This window comes from Microbacterium sp. BWT-B31, assembly GCF_041379855.1.
Classification (GTDB): domain Bacteria; phylum Actinomycetota; class Actinomycetes; order Actinomycetales; family Microbacteriaceae; genus Microbacterium.
Map to the genome: position 1 here is coordinate 141,423 of NZ_JBFECU010000004.1, position 21,051 is coordinate 162,473.

19 protein-coding genes are annotated in these 21,051 nt (G+C 71.1%); 1 reads left to right on the plus strand and 18 read right to left on the minus strand.

The annotated features are described in order from the left end of the window. Positions 1-19: 19 nt before the first annotated feature. The 13 genes from AB1K54_RS06590 to rpe form a co-directional block, all read right to left on the minus strand. Positions 20-1,477 (minus strand): glutamate synthase subunit beta, encoded by a 1,458-nt coding sequence (locus tag AB1K54_RS06590; protein ID WP_371201937.1) that lies wholly within the window; start codon positions 1,475-1,477, stop codon positions 20-22. Next, a complete protein-coding gene (gene gltB / locus AB1K54_RS06595; protein ID WP_371202014.1) occupies positions 1,470-6,050 on the minus strand; it encodes a glutamate synthase large subunit in 4,581 nt (1,526 codons plus the stop codon). The genes AB1K54_RS06590 and gltB overlap by 8 nt, the downstream gene beginning before the upstream one ends. Before the next feature lie 91 nt (positions 6,051-6,141). Next, positions 6,142-7,113, minus strand: a complete 972-nt coding sequence (lgt, locus tag AB1K54_RS06600; RefSeq protein ID WP_371201938.1) for a prolipoprotein diacylglyceryl transferase — start codon at positions 7,111-7,113, stop codon at positions 6,142-6,144. 50 nt (positions 7,114-7,163) lie between these two features. Next, complete coding sequence (gene trpA, locus AB1K54_RS06605) at positions 7,164-7,964, minus strand: tryptophan synthase subunit alpha (RefSeq protein ID WP_371201939.1); 801 nt, start codon at positions 7,962-7,964, stop codon at positions 7,164-7,166. Next, the gene (gene trpB / locus AB1K54_RS06610) at positions 7,961-9,169 is read right to left on the minus strand and encodes a tryptophan synthase subunit beta (protein ID WP_371201940.1); all 1,209 of its coding nucleotides are present in this window, start codon (positions 9,167-9,169) and stop codon (positions 7,961-7,963) included. Before trpB ends, trpA begins: the two co-directional genes overlap by 4 nt. Then, positions 9,166-9,975, minus strand: coding sequence for an indole-3-glycerol phosphate synthase TrpC (gene trpC, locus AB1K54_RS06615; RefSeq protein WP_371201941.1), 810 nt, complete (start codon positions 9,973-9,975; stop codon positions 9,166-9,168). Before trpC ends, trpB begins: the two co-directional genes overlap by 4 nt. A gap of 1 nt (position 9,976) precedes the next feature. Continuing rightward, a complete protein-coding gene (locus AB1K54_RS06620; protein ID WP_371201942.1) occupies positions 9,977-10,207 on the minus strand; it encodes a DUF6704 family protein in 231 nt (76 codons plus the stop codon). Positions 10,208-10,247: 40 nt separating this feature from the next. Further along, on the minus strand, positions 10,248-10,847 hold the full coding sequence (locus AB1K54_RS06625; protein ID WP_371201943.1) for a Trp biosynthesis-associated membrane protein: 600 nt from the start codon (positions 10,845-10,847) through the stop codon (positions 10,248-10,250). Further along, complete coding sequence (gene hisI / locus AB1K54_RS06630) at positions 10,844-11,215, minus strand: phosphoribosyl-AMP cyclohydrolase (RefSeq protein WP_371201944.1); 372 nt, start codon at positions 11,213-11,215, stop codon at positions 10,844-10,846. Before hisI ends, AB1K54_RS06625 begins: the two co-directional genes overlap by 4 nt. Beyond that, positions 11,212-11,994: an imidazole glycerol phosphate synthase subunit HisF gene (gene hisF, locus AB1K54_RS06635; protein WP_371201945.1), complete on the minus strand. Its 783-nt coding sequence runs from the start codon at positions 11,992-11,994 to the stop codon at positions 11,212-11,214. The genes hisI and hisF overlap by 4 nt, the downstream gene beginning before the upstream one ends. A 1-nt stretch (position 11,995) precedes the next feature. Further along, positions 11,996-12,838, minus strand: coding sequence for an ATP phosphoribosyltransferase (gene hisG / locus AB1K54_RS06640; RefSeq protein WP_371201946.1), 843 nt, complete (start codon positions 12,836-12,838; stop codon positions 11,996-11,998). 44 nt (positions 12,839-12,882) lie between these two features. Further along, positions 12,883-13,146, minus strand: a complete 264-nt coding sequence (locus tag AB1K54_RS06645) for a phosphoribosyl-ATP diphosphatase (RefSeq protein ID WP_371201947.1) — start codon at positions 13,144-13,146, stop codon at positions 12,883-12,885. Positions 13,147-13,189: 43 nt separating this feature from the next. Then, the gene (gene rpe, locus AB1K54_RS06650) at positions 13,190-13,864 is read right to left on the minus strand and encodes a ribulose-phosphate 3-epimerase (protein WP_371202015.1); all 675 of its coding nucleotides are present in this window, start codon (positions 13,862-13,864) and stop codon (positions 13,190-13,192) included. A 35-nt stretch (positions 13,865-13,899) separates the two neighbouring features. Here rpe and glsA point away from each other — a divergent pair, with 35 nt between their 5' ends. Further along, positions 13,900-15,081 carry a glutaminase A gene (gene glsA, locus AB1K54_RS06655; protein WP_371201948.1) on the plus strand — a complete coding sequence of 394 codons (1,182 nt, stop codon included), beginning with the start codon at positions 13,900-13,902 and terminating at the stop codon, positions 15,079-15,081. Positions 15,082-15,090: 9 nt separating this feature from the next. Here glsA and AB1K54_RS06660 read toward each other — a convergent pair whose 3' ends face one another. The 5 genes from AB1K54_RS06660 to rpoZ form a co-directional block, all read right to left on the minus strand. After that, a complete protein-coding gene (locus AB1K54_RS06660) occupies positions 15,091-16,458 on the minus strand; it encodes an RsmB/NOP family class I SAM-dependent RNA methyltransferase (protein ID WP_371201949.1) in 1,368 nt (455 codons plus the stop codon). Further along, a complete protein-coding gene (gene fmt, locus AB1K54_RS06665) occupies positions 16,455-17,381 on the minus strand; it encodes a methionyl-tRNA formyltransferase (protein WP_371201950.1) in 927 nt (308 codons plus the stop codon). Before fmt ends, AB1K54_RS06660 begins: the two co-directional genes overlap by 4 nt. Before the next feature lie 8 nt (positions 17,382-17,389). Then, positions 17,390-19,366: a primosomal protein N' gene (locus AB1K54_RS06670; RefSeq protein WP_371201951.1), complete on the minus strand. Its 1,977-nt coding sequence runs from the start codon at positions 19,364-19,366 to the stop codon at positions 17,390-17,392. 57 nt (positions 19,367-19,423) lie between these two features. After that, positions 19,424-20,617, minus strand: coding sequence for a methionine adenosyltransferase (gene metK, locus AB1K54_RS06675; RefSeq protein ID WP_371201952.1), 1,194 nt, complete (start codon positions 20,615-20,617; stop codon positions 19,424-19,426). Positions 20,618-20,754: 137 nt separating this feature from the next. Continuing rightward, positions 20,755-21,009: a DNA-directed RNA polymerase subunit omega gene (gene rpoZ, locus AB1K54_RS06680; protein ID WP_371201953.1), complete on the minus strand. Its 255-nt coding sequence runs from the start codon at positions 21,007-21,009 to the stop codon at positions 20,755-20,757. Positions 21,010-21,051 lie beyond the last annotated feature (42 nt).

Sequence of the window (21,051 nt, forward strand, 5' to 3'; positions counted from 1 at the left end):
CGTGCCAAGCCTACGCGGGCTACAGTCCGATGGCGACATCGTGGGGACCGACAGGCACCGGAAGCGACGTGGTGCCCATCAGGAACTCGTCGACGCGCGCGGCGGCCGCACGACCCTCGGCGATAGCCCACACGATCAGCGACTGTCCGCGTCCGGCATCGCCGGCCACGAACACGCCCGACGCGGCGGTCTCGTACTCGTCGCCGCGCAGCACCTCGCCGCGATCGGTGAACGTCACCTGGAGCTGGTCCTCGAGCGCGGCACGCTCGGGGCCGGTGAAGCCCATCGCGATGAGAACGAGGTCTGCCGGGATCTCGCGCTCGGTGCCGCTCTTGGGAACGCGACGGCCGTCGACGAACTCGGTCTCGGCGACGCGCAGAGCCCGCACCTCGCCCGCCTCGTTCGCGAGGAACTCCACCGTCGAGGCCAGGTACTCGCGCTCGCCGCCCTCTTCGTGCGCCGACTGCACCTCGAACACGTGCGGGGTCATCGGCCAGGGCTGGCTCTCGGGCCGCTCCCCCGGGGGGCGCCGGCCGATCGCTAGGTTCGTGACGCTCAGCGCGCCCTGACGGTGGGCTGTGCCGATGCAGTCGGCACCGGTGTCGCCGCCTCCGATCACGATGACATGCTTGCCCTGTGCGGTGATCTGGTTCGGGACCGCGTCTCCTGCCGTGGCGCGGTTGGACTCGACGAGGTACTCCATCGCGAAGTGCACGCCGTCCAGGTCACGCCCCGGAATAGGCAGATCCCGCGGCACGGTGGAGCCGGTCGCGATCACGACCGCGTCGTAGCGCGCGCGCAGGTCGCTCCACGACAGGTCGCGGCCGATCTCGACGCCAGCGCGGAACTTGGTGCCCTCTTCGCGCATCTGCCGCAGTCGCGACTCGATGTGCCGCTTCTCCATCTTGAAGTCGGGGATGCCGTACCGCAGCAGTCCGCCGATGCGGTCGTCCCGCTCGAACACCGCGACGGTGTGGCCAGCGCGCGTGAGCTGCTGCGCCGCCGCCAGGCCCGCGGGGCCCGAGCCCACGACAGCGACGGTCTTGCCGGTGAGGCGCCCCGGCGGCTCGGGCTCGACCCAGCCGCTCGCGAACGCCTCGTCGACGATCGAGACCTCGATCTGCTTGATCGTCACGGCGGGCTGGTTGATGCCGAGCACGCACGCGCTCTCGCACGGCGCCGGGCAGAGGCGTCCGGTGAACTCCGGGAAGTTGTTCGTCGCGTGCAGTCGCTCCATCGCCGCGCGGCCCTCGCCACGCCAGGTCAGGTCGTTCCACTCCGGGATCAGGTTGCCCAGCGGGCATCCCTTGTGGCAGAACGGGATGCCGCAGTCCATGCAGCGTCCAGCCTGGCGGCGCAGCACCGCCGAGTCGCCGGGCTCGTAGACCTCGTTCCAGTCCATGATCCGCACGGGAACGGGCCGGCGGGCCGGCAGTTCACGTTCCGTGACCTTGAGAAAGCCCTTCGGGTCAGCCACCCGTCACCTCCATAATGCGGCTCCACACGACATCGCCGTCGGGGTCCAGCCCCTCAGCCACGGCATCCTGACGCGTCTGCAGCACCGCGGCGTAGTCGCGCGGCAGAACCAATGTGAACTGTGTGAGTGCCGCCTCGAAGTCCTCCAGGAGTGCCCGTGCGAGAGTCGATCCGGTCTCAGCGACGTGCTGTTCGAGCAGATCGCGCAGGATCTCGGCGTCGCCGGAGCCGAGCTCGGCCAGCGACAGCTCGCCCGTGGCGAGTGCTTCTCGGTTGACCAGGGCGCGGTCCAGGCGGAACACGTACGCCGTGCCGCCCGACATGCCCGCGCCGAGGTTGCGGCCGGTGGGCCCCAGGATCACTGCGAGGCCGCCGGTCATGTACTCCAGCGCGTGGTCGCCGACGCCTTCGACGACGGCCGTCGCCCCAGAGTTGCGCACGAAGAAGCGCTCCCCCACGACACCGCGCAGGAACATCGTGCCCTGCGTCGCGCCGTAGCCGATGACGTTGCCGGCGATGACGTTGCGCGACGCGTCGAAGGTGGCGTTTCGAGGCGGGCGGATCACGATCTGCCCGCCGGACAGACCCTTGCCGACGTAGTCGTTCGAGTCGCCCTCGAGCCGCAGCGTGATGCCGGCGGGCATGAAGGCGCCGAAGGACTGCCCGGCCGAGCCTGTCAGGTTGATCTCGATCGATCCCGACGGCAGGCCGTTCTGGCCGCGCGCGCGGGTCACGTGGTGGCCGAGCAGCGTGCCCACCGCGCGCTCCGTGTTGCGGATGGGCAGGGTCACCTCGAGGTGGCCGCCGTGCGAGATGACATCCTTCGCCTGCTCGATGATCGGCACGTCGAAATGGCTGTCGAGGTCATGGTGCTGGCCGCGGACGTTGCGTCGCGGCTCGCCCTCGGCGAACTGCGGGCCCTCCAGGATCGGCGTCAGGTCGAGGCCGTTCGCCTTCCAGTGCTCGACCGCGCCGTTCATGTCGAGCAGTTCGTGGTGGCCGATCGCCTCTTCGAGCGTGCGGAAGCCGAGTTCGGCGAGGTGCTCGCGCACCTCTTCGGCGATGAACTCCATGAAGTTGACCACGAACTCGGGCTTGCCCGTGAAGCGGGAGCGCAGCAGGGGGTTCTGCGTAGCGACGCCGACCGGGCACGTGTCGAGGTGGCACACGCGCATCATCACGCAGCCCGAGACCACCAACGGAGCCGTCGCGAACCCGAACTCCTCTGCACCCAGCAGAGCGCCGATGATCACGTCACGACCCGTCTTGAGCTGTCCGTCAACCTGCACGACGACCCGGTCGCGCATGCCGTTGAGCATGAGCGTCTGCTGGGTCTCGGCCAGCCCGAGCTCCCACGGCGTTCCCGCGTGCTTGAGCGAGTTGAGCGGGCTGGCGCCCGTGCCGCCGTCGTGCCCCGACACCAGGATCACGTCGGCGAGGGCCTTCGCCGTGCCCGCCGCGACCGCGCCGATTCCCGACTGGCTCACGAGCTTCACGTGCACCCGGGCCTGTGGGTTGGCGCGCTTGAGGTCGAAGATCAGCTGTTTGAGGTCTTCGATCGAGTAGATGTCGTGGTGCGGCGGCGGCGAGATGAGGCCGACGCCGGCGGTGCCGCCGCGCGTGCGGGCGATCCACGGGTACACCTTGCTCGGGGGCAGCTGTCCGCCCTCGCCGGGCTTGGCGCCCTGGGCGAGCTTGATCTGGATGTCGTCGGCCTCGGTGAGGTAGAGGCTCGTCACGCCGAACCGGCCGGAGGCGACCTGCTTGATCGCACTGCGCCGCTCGGGATCCAGCAGCCGGTCGACGTCCTCGCCGCCCTCGCCCGTGTTCGACTTGCCGCCGATCCGGTTCATCGCGATCGCGAGGGTCTCATGCGCCTCACGCGAGATCGAGCCGTAGCTCATCGCACCCGTCGAGAAGCGCTTCACGATCGACGACACCGGCTCGACCTCATCGAGCGGCACCGGCGTGCGGCCGGTGGTGCGGAAGGTGAACATGCCGCGCAGAGTCTTGAGCTCGGCCGCCTGGTCGTCGACCAGCTTCGTGTACTCGCGGAAGATGTCGTACCGGCGCGTGCGCGTCGAGTGCTGCAGCCGGAAGACGGTGTCGGGGTTGAACAGGTGCGCAGAGCCGTCCCGGCGCCACTGGTACTCGCCGCCGGTCCACAGCCGCTCGTGCGCGCGCACCGCCGCGTCTTCGGGATATGCGTACTTGTGGCGCTGCGAGTTCTCAGCGGCGATGACATCGAGGCCGATGCCGCCGAGCTTTGACTCGGTGCCCGTGAAGTACATGTCGATGAGGTCCTGCGAGAGGCCGACCGCCTCGAACGCCTGCGCGCCCGCGTAGGACGACACTGCCGAGATGCCCATCTTCGACATGATCTTCAGCACGCCCTTGCCGAGCGCGTAGATCAGGTTCTTCACGGCCTTCTCGGGGGTGATGTCGGTGATCGCACCGGAGCGGACGAGGTACTCGACGGTCTCCATCGCCAGATACGGGTTGACGGCGGATGCCCCGTACCCGATGAGCGTCGCGACGTGGTGCACCTCGCGCACGTCGCCTGCCTCGACCACGAGACCGACCTTCATGCGCGTCTCGTTGCGGATCAGGTGGTGGTGCACCGCCGACAGCATGAGCAGCGACGGGATCGGCGCGAGGTCCTTGTTCGAGTCGCGGTCGCTGAGCACGATGAACTCGGCGCCGTCCTCGATCGCGTGGTCGACCTCGGTGCACATCTGCGCGAGGCGCTTCTGCATGCCCTTGTGGCCGGCCTCGACGCGGTACAGTCCACGGACCGTCACCGAGCTGCGCCCGCGGAGCGACGTATCGATGTGCTGGATCTTGGCCAGCTCGTCGTTGTCGATCACCGGGAAGTCCAGGATCACCTGGCGCGTGTGGCGGGGTCCGGCCGCGAGCAGGTTCGGCTCGGGGCCGAGGCTCGTGCCCAGGGAGGTCACGACCTCTTCGCGGATCGAGTCCAGCGGCGGGTTGGTCACCTGCGCGAACTGCTGGGTGAAGTAGTCGAAGAGAAGTCGCGGTCGCTCGCTCAGCACCGCGACCGGTGTGTCGCTGCCCATCGCGCCGAGCGGCTCAGTCCCGTGCTGACCCATCGGGCCGAGGAGGATCTTGACCTCTTCTTCGGTGTAGCCGAAGGTGCGCTGGCGGCGTGTGATCGACGCGATCGGATGCACGATGTGCTCGCGCTCGGGCAGTTCGGCGAGCCGCACGCGGCCCTCGTCCAGCCATGCCTGCCACGGCTCGAGCTGGGACAGGGTCTGCTTGATCTCGTCGTCCTCGATCACGCGGCGCTGCGACGTGTCGACGAGGAACATGTGACCGGGACGCAGGCGACCACGGCGCTTGATGCGCTCGGGAGCGAAGTCGAGCACCCCCGTCTCGCTGCCGATGACGACCAGTCCGTCGGTCGTCTCGGTCCAGCGCCCGGGGCGCAGGCCGTTGCGGTCGAGCGTCGCGCCGACGACCGTTCCGTCGGTGAAGATGAGCGCCGCAGGACCGTCCCAGGGCTCCATCTGCATCGAGTGGTACTCGTAGAAGGCGCGCAGGTCCGGGCTGATGTCGGTCTGCTTCTCGTATGCCTCGGGCACCATCATCATGATCGCGTGCGGCAGGCTGCGCCCGGTGAGGGTCAGCAGCTCCAGCACCTCGTCGAACGACGCGGAATCGCTCGCGCCGGGCGTGCAGATCGGCAGCAGGGGGCGCAGATCGCCCATGAGCTCGGACTCGAGCTGGGACTGACGCGCTCGCATCCAGTTGCGGTTCCCGCTGACGGTGTTGATCTCGCCGTTGTGCGCGAGCATGCGCAGGGGCTGCGCGAGCGACCACGAGGGGAAGGTGTTCGTGGAGTAGCGGGAGTGGACGACAGCGAGCTCGGAGGCGAACCGCTCGTCCTGCAGGTCGGGGTAGAACGGCTCGAGTTGCAGGGTCGTGACCATGCCCTTGTAACCGAGTGTGCGGCTGGAGAGAGAGACGAAATACGCGCCGAGCTCATGCCCGGCGCGCTTGCGCACTCGATAGACCCGACGGTCCAGCTCCACACCCGACATCGCCGGCGCACCACCGATGGCGGGGCGCGACAGGAACAGCTGCTCGAACACGGGACGCGCCTCGAACGCGAGCTTGCCGAGGTTGTCTTCGGCAGTCGGCACAGCACGCCAGCCGAGCACGACGACGTTTTCGCTCTCGGCGAGCTTTTCGATGGCGGCCTTCAGCGCGGCGCGCTCGTCGGCATCCTGCGGGAGGAACGCAAGGCCGGCGGCGTACTCGCCGACGGGGGGCAGCTCGAAGTCGACGACCGCACGGAGGAAGGCATCGGGCATCTGCGTCAGGATGCCGGCGCCGTCGCCGGTTCCCGCATCCGACCCGATGGCCCCGCGGTGCTCGAGGTTGCGCAGCGCCGTCAGGGCGAGCGCGATGATGTCGTGCCCCGGCTCGCCGCGGAGCGTGGCGACCATCGCCAGCCCGCAGGCATCCTTCTCGAATGCGGGGTTGTACATGCCCTGCTTGGCGGGCAGTGCGGTTCCGGCCGCACGGGTGCCGTCACCCGGCGGATTCATGCCGAAAGGGGTCGATGCCATAGCTACCGTCCTCACATCTGTCTTCAGGGTGGTGGGACGCCGTCGGCCCAACGTTGCTGCCGAGGCAGCGCTACTTGCTGGTGGGAGTGCTCGTGGCCCGATCTTCGGCCGCCGCATCTGCAGGGGGTGCGCTGATGTCGACATATTGCGAAGCGTCTTGCGATTCTACAGCGCCCTTGGGGCGCCACTCGCGTCCCGGAAGGTACGGAGACGGTTCGAGGCCCGGGTGGCGGCGCTTCTGCACGATCAGGAGCGCGATGCCGACGACGGCGCCGATGATCGCGGCCCACACGTTGGTGCGCAGCCCCAGGAAGATCTCGCTCGGGTCGATGCGGATCGACTCCCACACGATGCGACCCGCGCCATACCAGACGAGGTACAGGCCGAAAAGGCGGCCCCACTGCAGCCGGAACCGGCGGCCCGCCCACAGCAGCACCAGCGCGCCGAGCGTGTTCCAGATGACCTCATAGAGGAACGTCGGGTGGAAGAGGGTGCCCTCGGCGAGCCCGGGTACGAAGGCGGACTTTTCGGGGTCGATCTCGAGGCCCCACGGCAGGTCGGTGGGAAGCCCGAAGAGCTCCTGGTTGAACCAGTTGCCGAAGCGGCCGATCGCCTGCGCGAGAATCAGCCCGGGGGCCAGTGCGTCGGCGAACGCGCTGAAGCGGATTCCCGTCCACCGGCAGCCGAGCCACGCACCGACCGCGCCGCCGATCAGCGAGCCGTAGATGGCGATCCCGCCCTCCCAGATGCGCAGCGCCGACCACGGGTCGGCTCCCTCGCCGAAGTAGAAGTCCCAGTGGGTGACGACGTGATAGATGCGCGCCACGATGATCGCAAGCGGCACGGCCAGCAGAGCGATGTCGATGACCACCCACGGCTCGGCGCCGCGCTTGGTGAGTCGGTGGTTCGTCAGGAGGACCGCGACGATGATTCCCACGATGATGCACAGCGCGTAGATATGGATGCGCAGCGGCCCGAGATCGAAGTAGCTGATCGGCGGGCTCGGAATGCTCGTCAACGCGATCTGAGCGGCGTGAATCATGGATCGTCCTTGCTGCGGGGGTCGCCGGCGTCGTGCCGGCCGAATCGAGTCTAAGCGGAGGTCGCGGACGACGCCGTGCCGGCCGTGAGAGCGCGCGCGGTGCGCGCAAGGCCCTCGATGCCGCCCTCGGCGAGGGCACGGACGAGCGCCGTGCCGACGATCGCTCCGTCGGCGTACTCGAGCACGCCCGAGACGTGGTCGGCATTCGAGATGCCGATGCCGACGCACGCGCGCTCGGCGCCGTGAGCGCGCAGCCGCCCGACGAGAGTGCGGGCAGCGGCATCCAGCTGCGCCCGCTCGCCCGTGATGCCCATCGTCGACACCGTGTAGACGAACCCGGTCGTGCTGCGCACGATGAGGTCCAGGCGTTCGTCGGTGGAGGTCGGCGCCGCGAGGAACACCCGATCCAGACCGGTGCGCTCGGAAGCGGCGATCCACTCCCCCGCCGCCTCGGGCGTGACGTCGGGAGTGATGAGACCTGCGCCTCCGGCCGCGACGAGCTCGTCCGCGTAGCGGTCGACGCCGAACTGCACGATCGGGTTCCAGTACGACATCACGAGCACCGGGGCATCCACTCGGCGGGTGATCTCGCGGATCGCCGTGAACGTGTCGCGCAGGCGGAAGCCAGCCGCCAGAGCCGCCTGCGTGGCGTCCTGGATGACCGGTCCGTCCATCACCGGGTCGGAGTAGGGCGGACCGAGCTCGAGGATGTCGACGCCGTTCTCGACGAGAGTGACGGCGGCTTCGATGCTCGTCTCGAGATCCGGGAAGCCGATCGGCAGGTAGCCGATGAACGCTCCGCGCCCCTCGGCCCGGGCTGCGTCGATCGCCGCGGCGACACGAGAGCTCACTGGCCCGCTCCTTCGTCGTACAGGCCGAACCAGCGCGCGGCGGTGTCCATGTCCTTGTCGCCGCGGCCCGAGAGACAGACGGCGAGGATCGCGTCAGGCCCCAGCTCGCGGCCGATCCGCAGCGCCCCGGCCAGCGCGTGCGCCGACTCGATCGCGGGGATGATGCCCTCGGTCTCGCTCAGCAGGCGCAGTGCGTCCATCGCCTCGGAGTCGGTCGCCGGAATGTATTCGGCGCGCCCGATCGAGGCGAGCCACGAGTGCTCAGGTCCGACGCCCGGGTAGTCCAGGCCGGCCGAGATCGAGTGGGACTCGACGGTCTGACCGTCTTCGTCCTGCAGCACGAACGTGCGCGCCCCGTGCAGCACCCCGGGGCGGCCGCGCTCGATGGATGCCGCGTGCAGGTCGGTGTCCACGCCCTGACCGGCAGCCTCGACGCCGTACAGCCTCACCGACTCGTCGTCGAGGAACGCGTCGAACATTCCGATCGCGTTCGAGCCGCCGCCCACGCACGCCAGCACCGCGTCGGGCAGGCGCCCGGTCTCGTCGAGCAGCTGCGCACGGGCCTCTTCGCCGATGATCTTCTGGAAGTCGCGCACCATGGCCGGGAACGGATGCGGCCCCGCCGCCGTGCCGAAGATGTAGTTCGTCGTCTCGACGCTGGCGACCCAGTCGCGGTACGCCTCGTTGATCGCGTCCTTGAGCGTGCGCGAGCCGGTCTTGACCGGCACGACCTCGGCGCCGAGCAGACGCATGCGCGCGACGTTCAGCGCCTGGCGCTGCGTGTCGACCTCGCCCATGTAGATCGTGCAGTCGAACCCGAACAGCGCTGCCGCAGTCGCGGTGGCCACGCCGTGCTGGCCGGCGCCGGTCTCGGCGATCACGCGGGTCTTGCCGAGGCGCTTGGTGAGCAGGGCCTGCCCGAGCACGTTGTTGATCTTGTGGGATCCGGTGTGGTTGAGGTCTTCGCGCTTGAGGAAAACACGCGCGCCGCCGGCGTGCTCGGCGAAGCGGGCCACCTCGGTGATCGGCGACGGCCGCCCCGCGTACGAGTGGAGCAGAGCCAGCAGCTCGGCCTGGAACTGCGGATCGACGATCGCACGCTCGTAGACGTCGGTGAGCTCGTCGATCGCCGCGATGAGCGACTCCGGCATATAGCGGCCGCCGAACTCGCCGAACAACGGTCCGGGCTGAGTGCGCAGACTCACGAGGCCTGCCTCCCGTCGGTGACTGCCGAGGCGTCCCCGGCATCGAGGAACGACCGAAGCGTCGCCACGGGATCCCCGGTGACGAGGGCTTCGCCGATGAGGACCACGTCGGCGCCGGCCGCGCGGTAGTGGGCGACATCGGCGGGCTGAAGCACCGCCGACTCGGCGACCTTCACGGTGCCTGCCGGGATGCGGTCGGCCAGCCGGCCGAAGAGGTCGCGATCGAGCTGGAACGTCGAGAGGTCACGGGCGTTGACGCCCACGAGCCGTGCGCCGAGGTCGACGGCGCGATCCACTTCGGCGGCGGAGTGCGTCTCGACCAGCGGGGTCATGCCGAGGTCGAGGATCAGCGCGTGCAGGCGCGTGAGCACAGGCTGCTCCAGCGCCGCCACGATCAGCAGCACCAGGTCGGCGCCCGACGCGCGCGCTTCGAGCACCTGGTACTCGGTCGCGATGAAGTCCTTGCGCAGCACCGGCAGCGACACCGCGGCGCGGACCGCCTCGAGGTCGGCGAGGCTGCCCTTGAACCGGCGCCGCTCGGTGAGCACCGAGATCGCCGACGCGCCGCCCTGCTCGTACCAGCGGGCCTGCAGCGCAGGATCGGGGATGTCAGCGAGGTCGCCGCGCGACGGGCTCGCGCGCTTGACCTCGGCGATGATCTTCACGCGCTCCGACGGGGCGAGCAGGACGAGCGCGTCGAGCGCGGGCGTCTGTGCGAGGGCGAGCGCCTCGACCTCGGCCAGGGGCCGCACCGAGGCGCGCGCCTGGGCATCCTCCACCGCGCCGGCCGTGAGGTCGGCCAGCATGTCAGTGCGCTTTCGGCGAGTACTTCGGACCCTTGACGCCGTAACCGGCCTTGGCCATGCCCCAGCCCACGAGCGCGCCGATCAGGACGAGACCGACCGACGCCCACACCAGCATGGGCATCTCGAGGAAGAAGAAGAGTGTGCCGATAGACACCCCGAGGAGCATGATGATGACCGCCGTCCAGGCGGCGGGAGAGTGTCCGTGGCCAGGGTCGTCGATGGGGTTGCTCATGGGTCCTCCGTGGTTTCTCGGGCGGGGTCAGTCTAGCGGCTCACGCGGTCGGGTCCTCGCCGCGGGACAGTTCGTCCCACGAGTCGATCGCGTCATGCGGGCGGGATGCCGCAGCCGGCGCAGCGGCCGAGGCGGCGGCATCCGTCTCGAACCGCCGCCCGCTCCCGCGCCACGTGCGCGCCGTGACGAGCACGAACGCGCCCGCCACGGTGAGCACCACAGCCGCGCCAAACGCGACCGCGGGCCACGCCGTGGCGGTGACCTCCGCCACGAGGGCCGTCACGGCGTCGTGTCCCGTGATGCCCGTCGCGGCCGTCACGGCGGACGCGACCGCGTCGACCGGATGCGTGAACAGCACCCTGCCGACCGTGATCACCAGGGTCGCGCCGAGCGCGAGCGCCAAGGCGCCGAATACGTAGCGCAGCACGGTGCCGACGAGGGTGAGGGCCGCGCCGACGGCCAGCGCGGCGAGGCTCAGCGGGGTCAGGAGCGGGACGGCCTGCGCGCCGGGCACGCCGAGGGTCTGGGCTGCCCCGTCGGCGAGCGTCACTTCGAGCCAGCTCTGGGTCGACGCGATGACGCCGATCGCGCCAGCGGCGACGATCGCGAGCACCGAGACCAGCCGTGCGCGACGGATCATCGCGCCCCGGCATCCGCCGGAGCCGTCACCGGGTCCAGGTCGTCGGCGTCGAAGCACGTGCGGGTGCCGGTGTGGCACGCCGGCCCCACCTGCTCGACCTGCAGCAGCACGGCGTCGCCGTCGCAGTCCAGGCGCGCGCCGCGCACGAGCTGGATGTTGCCGGACGTGTCGCCCTTGCGCCAGTACTCCTGCCGTGAGCGGGACCAGAACGTGACGCGGCCCTCAGTCAGCGTGCGGCGCAGCGCCTCGGCATCCATCCAGCCCAGCATCAGCACCTCGCGCGTGTCCCACTGCTGGACGATCGCCGCGACGAGCCCGTCCGCGTTGAAGGCCACGCGCGCCACCCGCTGCTCGACCATCCCGCTCATGATTGCGTCCCCTCCACGCCGCGCACCAGGATTCCGTCGGCGGCCATCGCCGACTTGACCTCGCCGACCGTCAGCTGCCCCGAGTGGAACACGCTCGCCGCCAGCACCGCGTCGGCGCCGGCGTGCACGGCAGGCGCGAAATCCTCGACGCGGCCCGCACCGCCCGAGGCGATCACCGGCACACTGGAGATCTCACGCATGAGGGCGACGAGCTCGAGATCGAAGCCCTCCTTCGTGCCGTCCGCGTCGATCGAGTTGACCAGCAGCTCACCGGCGCCGCGCTCGATCGCCTCGCGCGCCCACGCGAGCGCGTCGAGCGTCGTCTCGGTGCGGCCGCCGTGGGTCGTCACGACGAAGCCGGACTCGGTCGCCTGCGATCGCTTCACGTCGAGCGAGAGCACGAGCACCTGGGCGCCGAAGCGGTCGGCGATCTCGTCGATCAGGGCCGGCCGGGCGATCGCGGCGGAGTTCACGCCCGCCTTGTCGGCGCCCACCGACAGCAGTCGCGCGACGTCGTCGGCGGTGCGCACACCGCCCCCCACCGTGAGCGGGATGAAGACCTCTTCGGCGGTGCGCCGCACCACATCGTACGTGGTGGCGCGGTCGTCCACCGTCGCGGTGACGTCGAGGAACGTCAGCTCGTCGGCGCCCTGCGCGAAGTACAGCGCGGCCAGCTCGACAGGGTCGCCCATGTCGCGCAGGTTCTGGAAGTTGACGCCCTTCACCACCCGGCCGGCAGCCACGTCGAGGCACGGGATCACACGACGCGCGAGGGTCATGTCACAGCCTCGCCGCGTGGATCGCGGTGACGAGGATCGCCCGTGCGCCGATCGCGTACAGCTCGTCCATCACCTTGTTGACGCCCTTGCGCGGGCTCATCACCCGCACCGCCACCCACTCCGGATCACGCAGCGGCGAGATCGTGGGCGACTCGATCCCGGGCGCGATCGCGACCGCCTGCTCGAGAAGGGATGCCGGCAGGTCGTAGTCGATCAGCACGTAGCGGCGCGCCACCATGACGCCGCGCAGGCGCCGCAGGAACGTGTCGGTCCCCTCCGCCTCCTCGGGCGCGGCGATGAGCACCGCCTCGGAGTCCAGCAGCACGGGACCGAAGATCTCGAGGCCGGCCTGCTTCAGCGTCGTACCCGTCGAGACCACGTCGGCGACGGCATCGGCCACCCCCAGCTGCACCGCGGACTCGACCGCGCCGTCGAGCGGCACAAGGTCGACGGCGACGCCGCGCTCGTCGAGGAACGCGTCGACCAGGCCCGGGTAGGCGGTCGCCACCCGGAGGCCCTGCAGGTCTTCGACGGTCGTGAACCGGCCGGGAGGGCCGGCGAAGCGGAACGTCGAGTCGCCGAAGCCGAGCGCCTCGATCTCGTGCGCACCGGGCATGCGCGCATCAAGCAGCAGATCGCGCCCGGTGATGCCGACGTCGAGGGCGCCGGAGCCCACATAGGTCGCGATGTCTTTCGGGCGCAGGTAGAAGAACTCGACCTCGTTGTACGGGTCGATGGTGTGGAGGTCTTTCGGGTCACGGCGACCGACGTAACCCGCCTCCTGGAGCATCTCGGTGGCGGTGTCGGCGAGCGACCCCTTGTTCGGCACGGCGATTCGCAGCATCGGCGGGTGGCTTTCGTGAGTGGAGGGTGACGGTCGGGGCGCACTCACAGATGTCGGTAGACGTCTTCGAGGGTGAGGCCTTTCGCGAGCATGAGCACCTGCAGGTGGTACAGCAGCTGGGAGATCTCTTCGGCAGCGGCATCCACCGGCTCGTATTCGGCGGCCATCCACACCTCGGCGGCCTCTTCGACGATCTTCTTGCCGATCGCATGCACCCCGGCGTCGAGCTGAGCGACCGTTCCCGAGCCCTCGGGCCGCTCGGCGGCCTTGCGGGCGAGCTCGCTGTACAACTCGTCGAACGTCTTCACCCTTCAAGGGTAGCGAACCAGCGCGCTCCCCCGGTTCGCCGGCTCAGTGCACGTGAGCGCGGGCCGCCGCCGTGCGCAGCGCCTCGATCGCGGCATCCGGATCTCCCGCACCGAACACGGCGGACCCGGCGACGAAGGTGTCGGCCCCCGCCTCGGCGGCCTGAGCGATCGTCGACTCGCCGATGCCGCCGTCGACCTGCAGCCACACCTCGGAGCCGCGGCGGCGGGCCTCGTCGGCGAGACGGCGCAGCTTCGGCATGGTCTCGGGCATGAACGACTGGCCGCCGAACCCCGGCTCCACGGTCATCACGAGGATCTGGTCGAACTCGCCGAGCACATCGAACAGGCTCTCGACGGGCGTGGCGGGCTTGACGGCGATCCCCGCCCGCGCCCCGATGTCGCGCAGCCGACGGGCGAGATCGACGGGCTCGGTCGCCGCCTCGAGATGGAAGGTGACCGATGCCGCGCCGAGCTCGGCGTACCCCGGAGCCCAGCGCCCGGGGTCGTCGATCATGAGATGCACGTCCAGCGGCGCGGGGCTGGTCGCCTGGATGCGCTCGACCATCTGCGGGCCGAACGTCAGGTTCGGAACGAAGTGGTTGTCCATCACGTCGACGTGGACGAAGTCGGCCGACGAGATACGGTCCAGCTCCGCCTGCATGTTGACGAAGTCGGCGGCGAGGATGCTCGGATTGATGCGGATGCGGGCAGGACCCATGTCGCGACTGTGCACGCCTCCATTATGGTCGAGCCGTGGACCCCATCACGGAGCTGCTCGCGGGCATGCTCGAAGAGGTCAGGCCGCACGACGCGGGCGAGACGGCCTCGTACATCCCGCAGCTTCGAGATGCCGACCCCGCTCCCCTCGCGTTCGCCGTCGCCGGTCCTCGGGGCCGCGTGCGGACCGTCGGCGACGACGAGGTCGCGTTCACCATCCAGTCCATCTCGAAGCCGTTCGTGCTCGCGCTCGCCCTGGAGCAGCGCGGACGCGACGGCGTGCTCGAGAAGGTCGGCGTCGAGCCCAGCGGCGAGCCGTTCAACGCGATCAGCCTCGAACCCGGCACCGGGCGCCCCGCAAACCCCCTCCTCAACGCGGGGGCGATCGCGACGACGGCGCTCATCGAGGGCGCCGACGTCGACACGCGCACGGGCAAGATCGTCGATGCGCTGTCCGCGTTCGCCGGGCGGTCGCTGTGGATCGACGAGAAGGTCTACGCGTCGGAGTCCGAGACCGGGCACCGCAATCGCGCGCTCGCGCATCTGCTGCGCTCGCACGACGTGATCGCGGGGGCCGTCGACGTCGCCGTCGAGACCTACTTCCGGCAGTGCTCGGTGCTCGTCACGGTGCGCGACCTCGCCGTCATGGGCGCCACGCTCGCGTTCGGCGGGATGAACCCCGTCACCGGGCGCCGTGTGGTGTCGGAGCCGGTCGCGCGCGACGTGCTGGCGATCATGGCGAGCTGCGGCATGTACGACTACTCGGGCGAATGGCTGCTGCGCGTGGGGCTTCCCGCCAAGAGCGGGGTGAGCGGGGGCCTGCTCGCCGTCGCGCCCTCGCAGTTCGGCGTCGCCGCGTTCAGCCCCCGCCTCGACGCGCACGGCAACAGCGTGCGCGCCAGCGCGCTCGTCGAGGCCGTCGCGGACCGGTTCGGGATGCACCTCCTCGAACTGCACGAGAGCCTCGGCGAGCCGGCGGTGTCGGTCGAGACCGTCGAGGACGGGCGCCTTGTGAGGCTCGGCGGAGAGCTCGGCTTCACAGGCTCGGAGCGCGTCGTCGCGGTGCTCCGCGAGCTCGCCGCGGGGCTTGCGGAGGGCACCGTCGTGACGGTGGACGCCAGCGAGCTCGGGCGGGCGAACCCGGGGGCCCTGGTGGCCCTGCGCACCGAGTTCCAGACCATGCCGGACTCGTTCGTGCTGCGCGAGGAGTCCGGCTGAGGACTCGGGTCAGACCCGCCGCAGCAGCGAGATCGACATCGCGTCGGTGTTGTGGCGGTGCGGCCACAGCTGAGCGCGGCCCGACCCGTCGGCCTGCGGAGCCAGGTTCGGATCGGAATCGCTCAACGCTGTCACGACAGCGCCCGCGGACACCTCTTCGAGCGCCTCGCCCCATTCCCGGCGCACCTCGGCGACGACACCGGCGGTCTCGGCGAGGTGCGGCGAGCATGTCACGTACGCGACGATCCCGCCGGGCTTCAGGGCGCCGACCGCCGCGCCCAGCAGTTCGATCTGCAGCGCCGTGAGCTCGGGGACGTCCGCGGCCGCCTTGCGCCATCGTGCCTCGGGGCGGCGGCGCAGCGCCCCCAACCCGGTGCACGGCGCGTCGACGAGGATGCGGTCGTACTCCCCCGGCGCCTCGCCCGCACGGACGCGGCCGTCCTGCTCGGACACCGGCACCTCCAGCGGCACGCCGGCGATAGCCTTGCGCACGAGCCCCGCGCGGGCGGGCGAGATCTCGTTGGCCTCGAGCGTCGCGCCGTGCGCGAGCGCCTCGGCTGCCAGCACCGCGGTCTTCCCGCCGGGGCCGGCGCACAGGTCGAGCCAGCGCTCCCCGGCGCGCACGGGTACCGCGCGTGTGAGCGCGAGCGCTGCGAGCTGAGAGCCCTCGTCCTGCACGCGCACGCGCCCCTGCGCCTGCGCGATCACCGCTTCGGGGTCGCCGCCCTCGAGCCGGAAGCCCACCGGCGAGAACGGCGTGTGACGGGCGTCGTCCGGGCGCTCCGCGAGACCCGGCAGAGCCGCCATCGTCACGCGCGGCGCCGCGTTGTCGGCGGTCAGCAGCGCTTCGAGCTCGTCGGCGCGGCCCTCAGCGGCAAGCGCGCGACGCAGCGCCCGTACGACCCACACCGGGTGCGCGTGCGTGAGGCTGATGCGTTCGTCGTCGCTTCGCGCGAGGTCGGCGATGCGCGACATCCACTCCCCCGGCGTGTCGCGCGAGACGCGCCGCAGCACGGCGTTGGCGAACCCCGACGCCGCGCGACCCGCGCTCGCCCGCGCCAGCTCGACGGACTCGTTGACCGCCGCGTGCGAGGCCACCCGCGTCGACATCAGCTGGTGCACGCCCAGGCGCAGCGCATCGAGAACACCCGGGTCGATGTCGTGCACCGCGCGGTCGGCGGCGATCGCGATCACCGCGTCATAGGTGCCCTGCCGGCGCAGCGTGCCGTAGGTGAGCTCGGTCGCAAGCGCCGCATCGGAGGCCGAGAGCCCGGCGCGCGAGATCGATGTCGGCAGCAGCAGGTTCGCGAACGCGTCGGACTCGTGCACGGCTCGGATCGTGTCGAACGCGACGGCTCGCGCGGGCGCGACTCTCATGAGTCCGCCTGCAGGGTCTCGCGCCGCAGGCCCCGCCACCAGTCGCCCGCGCGCATGACGCCCTTGCCGGCGGGCTGCACCGCCACCAGCTCCACCGGGTCGTCCGCGGTGCCCACGAGCACCGCTCTGCCGCGGAAGGCGAACTCGCCCGGGGCCAGCGCCGCATCGGCGACGGATGCCGCGTCCCGCGCTTCGAGGATCTTCAGGCGCGCGCCCTCGACGGTGGTGTGCGCGCCGGGTTCGGGCGTCACCCCGCGGATGCGGCCGAGCACCGCCGCGGACGGCTCGTTCCAGCCGATCGCGCCGTCGGCGTCGCCGAGCTTTCCGGCAATGGTCACCGCTCCCGACTGCGGGCTCGCGACCGCCGTGCCTGCGGCGATCGCGTCGACCACGCCCGCGAGAAGGCCCGCGCCCGAGACGGCGAGGGCCGCGAGCAGGTCACCGGCCGTCGCATTCTGCGGCACCTCGAACGGCTCTTCGGCGAAGACATCGCCCGCGTCGAGCTCGGGCACCAGCTGGAACACGCTCGCACCGGTCACCGCGTCGCCGGCGATCAGGGCGTGCTGCACGGGGGCGGCGCCGCGCCAGCGCGGCAGCAGCGAGAAGTGCAGGTTGATCCAGCCGTGGCGCGGCGCCGACAGCAGCGGCTCGCGCACGAGCCCGCCGTAGGCGACGATCACGCCGAGGTCGGCGCCCAGCGCCGTGATGCGCGCGGTCGCGTCGGCGTCGAGGCGGTCGGCGCGGATCACGTCGAGCCCGAGCTCGTCGGCCGCGGCCGCGACCGGCGACGGCGTCAGCACGCGCTTTCGACCGACCGGCTTGTCGGAGCGGGTCACCACCGCGGCGATGTCGTGATCGGATGCCGCCAGACGCCGAAGCGACGGCACCGCAGGCTCGGGCGTACCGGCGAACACGAGGCGCATCGGACTCCTCACAGTTCGAGATCGGGCACGTCCACCCGCACCCTGAGTCTATTGCGGACCGCATTCGCGCGTCCTGCGCGCCCCTTGCGCGCGCTGACGGCATCGGCGATCACCGCCGCCCGCAGGCTCTCGGCGACACGGGCGCCGAGCCCGTACTCGAACCGCACCAGCGCCCGCACTCCCTCGTCGCGCGCGAGCGGACCCAGCACCGCCTCGGCGTCGAGCTCGGGCACGTCGGCGCGCAGCGCGGCCAGGGCGGCCTCGACGGCCGGACGTGCGCCGTCGACGGCCGCGACCCGCACGGTCGGCGGCATGCGCAGCGGGGCGCGGTCCGCGAGCTCGGAGCGGGCGTACGCGGGCTGCGTCCACGTCGCCAGCGCCCGCGCGATCGCGCCGGAGACCCCCACAAGGTGCACGGGTGCCCCGGGCGCCGCCAGAGCCGCCGCGTTCGACCACCATCGCAGACACGACTCGGCGATGCGCAGGTCGTCGGCCTGCAGCATCCGTTCGCCGTCCAGCAGGATCACCGCGCGATACCCGCCCTCGGCGACCGGCTCTGCGCCGCGGGTCGCGACGACCAGCGCAGGGCGCCCGTCAACCTCGGTCACCGGGTGCTCGCCGTCGGCCACGATCACCCGCACGCCCGGGAACGCGCGGCCGAGCTCGTCGGCGGTGCGCTCGCTTCCCGACGAGGCCATGCGCACCCGCGCCGACGAGCACTGCGGGCACGTCCAGGCGGTCGCGGTGCGCCCGCACCAGGCGCACACGGGCGCCACACCCGGACGTCGCGCGTGCAGGGGCCCCGCGCAGTGCGCGCAACGGGCGGGATGCCGGCACTCGGCGCACACGAGCACAGGGGCGTATCCCGGGCGGGCGACCTGCACGAGCACCGGGCCGTGCGCCAGCGCCTCGCGGGCGGCGGCGAAGGCCGTGGAAGGAACACGGGCGCCGCGCGACTCGCCTTCGCGCGTCGCGCTCAGCACCACGCGCGGCGACTCGCGCCGCGCGGCGACGACCTCGGTCACCCAGCCGATCGCGACCAGCCGCTCGACATCGGTCGTGCGGGTGTGGCCGGACAGCAGCAGCGCCGTGCCCTCGAGCTCCTGTCGCAGCAGCGCCGCGTCGCGCGCGTGCACGCCGGGGCTGAGCGGCTCGGCCAGCAGCGGATCGCCGTCGTCCCACAACGCGACCAGGCCCGGGTCGTGCACCGGCGCATATACCGCGGAGCGGTTGCCGAGGACGATGCACGGCACGTCGGCGAGCATGCGCAGATACCCGGCGTACCGTGCCGGAGACGACTGACGCGAGTCGTCGCGCACGAGCGCGTCCGCCGGCACGCGCCCGTGGAGAGCGGCCTCGAGCTGCGCCCGGTCGCGGTGGTCGGGCACGACGAGGACGGCGCTGCGGCCGGCCGCGAGGGTGTGCACCGCCGCGGCGGCGAGTTGGATCGCCCAAGCCCCGACGGTGGGCGCCCCGGCGACGGCGACAGGCCGAGGCGGCGCCGTCACCGCGAGCCGCCGGCTCTCGCGGATCGCCTCGCCCAGCCCGGGGAACGGCGCCAGCTGCTCGACCGCCCACGCGCGCGCGTCGTCGGCGACCCGCGGCGCCGGAGGGTCGCCTGCGGCGATCCACGCCTTCTCGGCGCGCACCATGCGCTTGGGGATCGCCAGCCGCAGGATGTCGCTCGCCGAGCCCGCCGCGCGGTCGGCCGCACGGCGGGCGAGCTCGTAGAGGCGCGCGGGAAGAACGGGCACGGTAGAGACCACCGCGTCCAGCTCGGAGAGCGGCCGGTCGCCGTCGTCCTCGTCGGCGACCTCGACGAGGTAGCCGTCGACCATGCGCCCCGCCGTCCGCAGCGGCACCCGCACGCGGACGCCGGCGCGCGCGGACTCCGCGAGCTCGACCGGGATGGCGTAGTCGAACAGGCGATCGAGCTGCGGGAGCGGAGAGTCGATCAGCACACGCGCGAGGCGGCGGGCGCTCATGCTACCGCCGCCTCGCTCCGCCTCGGATCGCTGTGCACGGCGGGGATGCCGGAGCGTTCAGAGTCCCGCTACGGCGCGCAGTTCGTCGACGCGGTCGGTGCGCTCCCACGTGAAGTCGGGCAGTTCACGACCGAAGTGACCGTACGCGGCCGTGCTGGCGTAGATCGGGCGGAGCAGATCGAGTCGCTCGATGATCGCCTTCGGCCGCAGGTCGAACACGTCGCGGATCGCCGAGGTGATGACCTCGTCGGCCACCGTGCCGGTGCCGAACGTCTCGACGTAGAGACCGACCGGGTGCGCCTTGCCGATCGCGTACGCGACCTGCACCTCGAGCCGCTCGGCCAGGCCCGCCGCGACGGCGTTCTTGGCGACCCAGCGCATCGCGTACGCGGCGGAGCGGTCGACCTTCGACGGGTCCTTGCCGCTGAAGGCGCCGCCGCCGTGGCGCGCCGCGCCGCCGTAGGTGTCGATGATGATCTTGCGGCCGGTCAGGCCCGCATCGCCCTTCGGGCCGCCCGTCACGAACGGCCCGGCCGGGTTGATGATGTAGTTCACCTCGGACGCGTCGAGCCCGGTGAGCTCGAGCACCGGATCGATGACCTCGGCCTGCACCGCTGCGCGCAGCGCGGCCAGCGAGATGTCGGGGTTGTGCTGCGTGGACAGCACCACGGTGTCGACGGTGCGCGGCACGGCGCCGTCGTAGCCGAGGGTGACCTGCGTCTTGCCGTCGGGACGAAGGAACGGCAGCGCCCCGCTGCGGCGGGCGTCGGTGAGCCGTTCGGCCATGCGGTGCGCCGTCCAGATCGCCATCGGCATGAGCTGGGGGGTCTCGTTCGTCGCATAGCCGAACATGATGCCCTGGTCACCGGCGCCCAGCGCGTCGTACGGGTCGACGGAGCCGTGCTCGCGGCTCTCGAGGGCGTCGTCGACGCCGCCGGCGATGTCGCTCGACTGCTCGCCGATCGACACCGTGACACCGCACGAGTCACCGTCGAAGCCGGTCTCGCTCGACGTGTAGCCGATGTGGTTGACCACGCGACGCACGATCGAGGGGATGTCGGCGTAGCCCTCGGTGCGCACCTCGCCCGCCACGTGTACGAGGCCGGTCGTCACGAGGGTCTCCACGGCGACGCGCGCGTTCGGGTCTTCGGCGATCAGCGCGTCGAGGATCGAGTCCGAGATCTGGTCGCAGATCTTGTCAGGATGACCCTCGGTGACGGACTCGGAAGTGAACAGACGCAGCGCGGTCATGGTGCTCCTGGAAGAGGCGGATCGGGGTGAGCGGGGGCGGACCCCACGCCATTATGCCCAGGGGTGCGGACAAAAACGGAATGCCGCGACTCCCGGCGTCTCAGACGCGAAGAGGCGCGGCATTCCGCGGGTTCGGATCACTCCGAGGCGCGCAGCCGGAGCTTGTCCTCGTGGATCTCGTGGAGGGCGATCGTGAGCGGCTTGTCCTCGACGGTGGAGTCGACGAGCGGGCCGACGTTGTCGAAGAGGTTGCCCTCGTGCAGATCGGAGTAGTAGTCGTTGATCTGGCGCGCACGCTTGGATGCGTAGATCACGAGCTGGTACTTCGAGTCGACTCGCTCGAGCAGGCTGTCGATCGGCGGGTCGATGATGCCCTGGTTGGTTCCGGCCATGGGTGTCCTCCTGGCGAGTGGGATTCTGCGGAAAGTCTGCAT

Coding starts and splice junctions, on each gene's coding strand:
- gltB (WP_371202014.1), bottom strand. CDS start 6,050: ATGAATCCGCCGGGTGACGGCACCCGTGCGGCCGGAACCGCACTGCCC.
- lgt (WP_371201938.1), bottom strand. CDS start 7,113: ATGATTCACGCCGCTCAGATCGCGTTGACGAGCATTCCGAGCCCGCCG.
- trpC (WP_371201941.1), bottom strand. CDS start 9,975: ATGCTGGCCGACCTCACGGCCGGCGCGGTGGAGGATGCCCAGGCGCGC.
- AB1K54_RS06620 (WP_371201942.1), bottom strand. CDS start 10,207: ATGAGCAACCCCATCGACGACCCTGGCCACGGACACTCTCCCGCCGCC.
- AB1K54_RS06625 (WP_371201943.1), bottom strand. CDS start 10,847: ATGATCCGTCGCGCACGGCTGGTCTCGGTGCTCGCGATCGTCGCCGCT.
- hisI (WP_371201944.1), bottom strand. CDS start 11,215: ATGAGCGGGATGGTCGAGCAGCGGGTGGCGCGCGTGGCCTTCAACGCG.
- hisF (WP_371201945.1), bottom strand. CDS start 11,994: ATGACCCTCGCGCGTCGTGTGATCCCGTGCCTCGACGTGGCTGCCGGC.
- hisG (WP_371201946.1), bottom strand. CDS start 12,838: ATGCTGCGAATCGCCGTGCCGAACAAGGGGTCGCTCGCCGACACCGCC.
- rpe (WP_371202015.1), bottom strand. CDS start 13,864: ATGGGTCCTGCCCGCATCCGCATCAATCCGAGCATCCTCGCCGCCGAC.
- AB1K54_RS06660 (WP_371201949.1), bottom strand. CDS start 16,458: ATGAGAGTCGCGCCCGCGCGAGCCGTCGCGTTCGACACGATCCGAGCC.
- fmt (WP_371201950.1), bottom strand. CDS start 17,381: ATGCGCCTCGTGTTCGCCGGTACGCCCGAGCCTGCGGTGCCGTCGCTT.
- AB1K54_RS06670 (WP_371201951.1), bottom strand. CDS start 19,366: ATGAGCGCCCGCCGCCTCGCGCGTGTGCTGATCGACTCTCCGCTCCCG.
- metK (WP_371201952.1), bottom strand. CDS start 20,617: ATGACCGCGCTGCGTCTGTTCACTTCCGAGTCCGTCACCGAGGGTCAT.
- rpoZ (WP_371201953.1), bottom strand. CDS start 21,009: ATGGCCGGAACCAACCAGGGCATCATCGACCCGCCGATCGACAGCCTG.